Below are 5,487 nucleotides of genomic sequence, written 5' to 3' on the forward strand. Positions count from 1 at the left end.
TGTGTGCGTGTGTTGTTTGAGAACTCAATAGCGTAACAAACCAAGTATTTTTTGTCGCACCGGTTGTGTGGCGCGGTGGTTTGGGATGGTACCGGCAAGCGTGATTGCTTGTTAAATATTGTTCTTTTCTTATTGTGCTGCTGATTGGTGTTGATGTGTTGGCTCGTGCCACCCCCGTGGTGCGGGTTGATGTTGATTGACATTTTTTGTCAGTAGTTCAGTATTTTTTGTTTGCCAGTATGTTCAGGCTTTTTGTAGGGCTGATATGCTTTTATGGAGAGTTTGATCCTGGCTCAGGACGAACGCTGGCGGCGTGCTTAACACATGCAAGTCGAACGGAAAGGCCCTGCTTGCAGGGTACTCGAGTGGCGAACGGGTGAGTAACACGTGGGTGATCTGCCCTGCACTTCGGGATAAGCCTGGGAACTGGGTCTAATACCGGATAGGACCATCGTTTAGTGTCGGTGGTGGAAAGTTTTTCGGTGCAGGATGAGCCCGCGGCCTATCAGCTTGTTGGTGGGGTAATGGCCTACCAAGGCGTCGACGGGTAGCCGGCCTGAGAGGGTGGACGGCCACATTGGGACTGAGACACGGCCCAGACTCCTACGGGAGGCAGCAGTGGGGAATATTGCACAATGGGCGCAAGCCTGATGCAGCGACGCCGCGTGGGGGATGAAGGCCTTCGGGTTGTAAACTCCTTTCAGCCATGACGAAGCTGGCCTTGTTGGGTCAGTGACGGTAGTGGTAGAAGAAGCACCGGCTAACTACGTGCCAGCAGCCGCGGTAATACGTAGGGTGCGAGCGTTGTCCGGAATTACTGGGCGTAAAGAGCTCGTAGGTGGTTTGTCACGTCGTCTGTGAAATTCCGGGGCTTAACTCCGGGCGTGCAGGCGATACGGGCATAACTTGAGTACTGTAGGGGAGACTGGAATTCCTGGTGTAGCGGTGAAATGCGCAGATATCAGGAGGAACACCGATGGCGAAGGCAGGTCTCTGGGCAGTTACTGACGCTGAGGAGCGAAAGCATGGGTAGCGAACAGGATTAGATACCCTGGTAGTCCATGCCGTAAACGGTGGGCGCTAGGTGTGGGGGTCTTCCACGACTTCCGTGCCGTAGCTAACGCATTAAGCGCCCCGCCTGGGGAGTACGGCCGCAAGGCTAAAACTCAAAGGAATTGACGGGGGCCCGCACAAGCGGCGGAGCATGTGGATTAATTCGATGCAACGCGAAGAACCTTACCTGGGCTTGACATATGCAGGATCGGCACAGAGATGTGTTTTCCCTTGTGGTCTGTATACAGGTGGTGCATGGTTGTCGTCAGCTCGTGTCGTGAGATGTTGGGTTAAGTCCCGCAACGAGCGCAACCCTTGTCTTGTGTTGCCAGCACGTTATGGTGGGGACTCGCGAGAGACTGCCGGGGTTAACTCGGAGGAAGGTGGGGATGACGTCAAATCATCATGCCCCTTATGTCCAGGGCTTCACACATGCTACAATGGTCGGTACAGTGGGTTGCGATGCCGTGAGGTGGAGCTAATCCCTTAAAGCCGGTCTCAGTTCGGATTGGAGTCTGCAACTCGACTCCATGAAGTCGGAGTCGCTAGTAATCGCAGATCAGCAACGCTGCGGTGAATACGTTCCCGGGCCTTGTACACACCGCCCGTCACGTCATGAAAGTTGGTAACACCCGAAGCCAGTGGCCCAAACTCGTTAGGGAGCTGTCGAAGGTGGGATCGGCGATTGGGACGAAGTCGTAACAAGGTAGCCGTACCGGAAGGTGCGGCTGGATCACCTCCTTTCTAAGGAGCTTTTTGGTTGCAGGCCTTACTTGCCTTGCCCTGCGCGTTCATGCGTGTGTGGGTGGGGGGTTTGCGTAGTCTGCGTGTTGAATCCGGGTGGAGATCATGTCTGGATCATCGTTTGTTTGTCGCATGGCTTTATGTGGTGTTGGCGAAAAGTGTGGTTTGTTGCGGTGTTGGGTGTCTGGGGCAGCATGCTCCTGTTTTGTTGGGCATCTTCTTGATTGTGCGTGTGCTTCTGGTGTGCGTGTGGTTGTGGGTGTCGTGTTGTTTGAGAACTGTATAGTGGACGCGAGTATCTTCTTTATTTTATGCAATTTTGTAGAGTCATCTTTGTTTGTTTTAGTGTTGTCTGTGAAGGGCGCACGGTGGATGCCTTGGCACAATGAGCCGATGAAGGACGTGAGAGGCTGCGAAATGCCTCGGGGAGTTGCCAACTGAGCGTTGATCCGAGGATGTCCGAATGGGGAAACCCGGCCGTGGTTATGCGCGGTCACCCGCTGGTGAATATATAGCTGGTGTGGAGGGAACGCGGGGAAGTGAAACATCTCAGTACCCGTAGGAGAAGAAAACAATAGTGATTCCGTGAGTAGCGGCGAGCGAAATCGGATTTTTGGCTAAACCTTATGTGTGTGATACCTGGCAGGGGTTGCATGTGGGGTGTTGTGGGGTCTTGTGTGGTGGGTCTGTCAGCCTGCCGCCTGTGTGTGTGGTGTTAGCGGAAGTGGTTTGGAATGGCCTGCCGTAGACGGTGAGAGTCCGGTACGTGAAAGCATCATGCATGTGGGTTGCAAGTGTCCCCGAGTAGCAGCGGGCTCGTGGAATCTGCTGTGAATCTGCCGGGACCACCCGGTAAGCCTGAATACTTGTTGTGACCGATAGCGGATTAGTACCGTGAGGGAATGGTGAAAAGTACCCCGGGAGGGGAGTGAAATAGTACCTGAAACCGTGTGCCTACAATCCGTCAGAGCCTCCTTGTGGGGTGATGGCGTGCCTTTTGAAGAATGAGCCTGCGAGTCAGCGGCACGTCGCGAGGTTAACCCGTGTGGGGTAGCCGTAGCGAAAGCGAATACTAACTAGTGTGTTGTTAGTGGCGTGTCCTGGACCCGAAGCGGGGTGATCTACCCATGGCCAGTGTGAAGCGACGGTAAGACGTCGTGGAGGCGCGAACCCACTTAGGTTGAAAACTGAGGGGATGAGTTGTGGGTAGGGGTGAAAGGCCAATCAAACTCCGTGATAGCTGGTTCTCCCCGAAATGCATTTAGGTGCAGCGTCGTGTGTTTCTTGCCGGAGGTAGAGCTACTGGTTGGTTTAGCGGGACTACCATCTTAGCGACATCAGCCAAACTCCGAATGCCGGTAAGTGAGAGCGCGGCAGTGAGACTGCGGGGGATAAGCTTCGTAGTCGAGAGGGAAACAGCCCAGATCGCCGGCTAAGGCCCCTAAGGGTGTACTAAGTGGAAAAGGATGTGGGATCGCGAAGACAGCCAGGAGGTTGGCTTAGAAGCAGCCATCCTTGAAAGAGTGCGTAATAGCTCACTGGTCGAGTGGTTCTGCGCCGACAATGTAGTGGGGCTCAAGTACACCGCCGAAGCCGCGGAACTCACACTGTTGTGTGGGTTGGTAGGGGAGCGTCGTGTGGCGAGTGAAGGTGCGGGGTGACCCAGTGCTGGACGCTATGCGAGTGAGAATGCAGGCATGAGTAGCGAATGATGAGTGAGAACCTCATCCGCCGGATGACCAAGGGTTCCTGGGTCAAGTTAATCTTCCCAGGGTGAGTCGGGGCCTAAGGCGAGGCCGACAGGCGTAGTCGATGGATAACGGGTTGATATTCCCGTACCCGTGTGTGTGCGACCATGGTGAATCAGCGATACTAACCGCCCTGAAGCTTTCTTGCTGGGTCTACTTTGTGGGCTTGGCGTTGGTGGATGCGCGGGACCTGAGCTGGTAGTAGCCAAGTGATGGGGTGACGCAGGAAGGTAGCCGAGCCACTTATTGGATTGTGGTGTAAGCGTGTGGCCCGAGTCCTAGGTAAATCCGGGGCTCATGATGGGTGAGGCGTGATGCGTACCCGTTTGCGGGGATGTCGGTGATCCTATGCTGTCGAGAAAAGCCTCTAGCGATGTGCACATTCGGCCCGTACCCCAAACCGACACAGGTGGTCAGGTAGAGAATACTAAGGCGATCGGGTGAACTGTGGTTAAGGAACTCGGCAAAATGCCCCCGTAACTTCGGGAGAAGGGGGGCCCGTGCTGGTGAAGGCTTTTTCGGCTGGAGCTGGTGTGGGTCGCAGAGGATAGAGGGAAGCGACTGTTTACTAAAAACACAGGTCCGTGCGAAGACGGTAAGTCGATGTATACGGACTGACGCCTGCCCGGTGCTGGAAGGTTAAGAGGACCTGTTAGGTGTTTTCACCGAAGCGGAGAATTTAAGCCCCAGTAAACGGCGGTGGTAACTATAACCATCCTAAGGTAGCGAAATTCCTTGTCGGGTAAGTTCCGACCTGCACGAATGGCGTAACGACTTCCCTGCTGTCTCAACCACAGGCCCGGCGAAATTGCAGTACGAGTAAAGATGCTCGTTACGCGCGGCAGGACGAAAAGACCCCGGGACCTTCACTATAGCTTGGTATTGGTGTTCGGTTCGGTTTGTGTAGGATAGGTGGGAGACTGTGAAGCGGCCACGCTAGTGGTTGTGGAGTCGTTGTTGAAATACCACTCTGATCGTGCTGGATATCTGAACCTCGGCCCATGATCTGGGTTAGGGACAGTGCCTGGTGGGTAGTTTAACTGGGGCGGTTGCCTCCCAAAGAGTAACGGAGGCGCCCAAAGGTTCCCTCAGCCTGGTTGGTAATCAGGTGTTGAGTGTAAGTGCACAAGGGAGCTTGACTGTGAGACTGACAGGTCGAGCAGGTACGAAAGTAGGGACTAGTGATCCGGCACCGGCTTGTGGAAGCGGTGTCGCTCAACGGATAAAAGGTACCCCGGGGATAACAGGCTGATCTTCCCCAAGAGTCCATATCGACGGGATGGTTTGGCACCTCGATGTCGGCTCGTCGCATCCTGGGGCTGGAGTTGGTCCCAAGGGTTGGGCTGTTCGCCCATTAAAGCGGCACGCGAGCTGGGTTTAGAACGTCGTGAGACAGTTCGGTCTCTATCCGCCGTGCGCGTTGAAACTTGAGAAAGGCTGACCCTAGTACGAGAGGACCGGGTTGGACATACCTCTGGTGGGCCAGTTGTCACGCCCGTGGCATGGCTGGTTGGCTACGTATGGGAGGGATAACCGCTGAAAGCATCTAAGCGGGAAGCCTGTTTCGAGATGAGGTTTCGTTTGAGGTTCCCTGTAGACGACGGGGTTGATAGGCCGGATCTGGACAGCATGTGAGTGTTGGAGGTGACCGGTACTAATTGACCGAGGATAACATTATTTGTGTAACGAGTGATTCTGCTGTGTAGAAGTGTGAAGATGTTCGCGTTCATTGTGCAGTGTCTGGAACGGCACAGCACACCAACTGTGTGACCCCTGTTGTTGTGGGGGTTGTGGTTGGGTGTGTGTTTGTTTCGTGTGTGTTTGTCGGTGGTTTTAGCGGCGGGGTCACGCCCGGTCCCTTTCCGAACCCGGAAGCTAAGCCTGCCTGCGCCGATGGTACTGCACCCGGGAGGGTGTGGGAGAGTAGGACGCCGCCGGCATC

General features: G+C 54.9%; 1 protein-coding gene and 3 rRNA genes. 3 read left to right on the forward strand and 1 reads right to left on the reverse strand.

Annotated elements, in window-relative coordinates; translation table 11 throughout:
* The coding region (locus BJF89_RS19130; protein ID WP_222843826.1) for a hypothetical protein at positions 1 to 203 on the reverse strand (203 nt) is incomplete at its 3' end.
* A 67-nt stretch (positions 204 to 270) separates the two neighbouring features.
* Between BJF89_RS19130 and BJF89_RS09805 the strand changes: the two genes are divergently transcribed.
* The 3 genes from BJF89_RS09805 to rrf all read left to right on the forward strand — a co-directional run bounded on the left by BJF89_RS09805 (position 271) and on the right by rrf (position 5,485).
* Positions 271 to 1,797: ribosomal RNA gene (locus BJF89_RS09805) — 16S ribosomal RNA — on the forward strand.
* 344 nt (positions 1,798 to 2,141) lie between these two features.
* A 23S ribosomal RNA gene (locus BJF89_RS09810) occupies positions 2,142 to 5,223 on the forward strand.
* Between the two features lie 145 nt (positions 5,224 to 5,368).
* A 5S ribosomal RNA gene (rrf, locus tag BJF89_RS09815) occupies positions 5,369 to 5,485 on the forward strand.
* The 16S, 23S and 5S rRNA genes sit together here, the layout of an rRNA operon.
* The last annotated feature ends 2 nt before the right edge of the window (positions 5,486 to 5,487 follow it).

Source organism: Corynebacterium sp. CNJ-954 (genome assembly GCF_001942345.1).
Taxonomy (GTDB): domain Bacteria; phylum Actinomycetota; class Actinomycetes; order Mycobacteriales; family Mycobacteriaceae; genus Corynebacterium.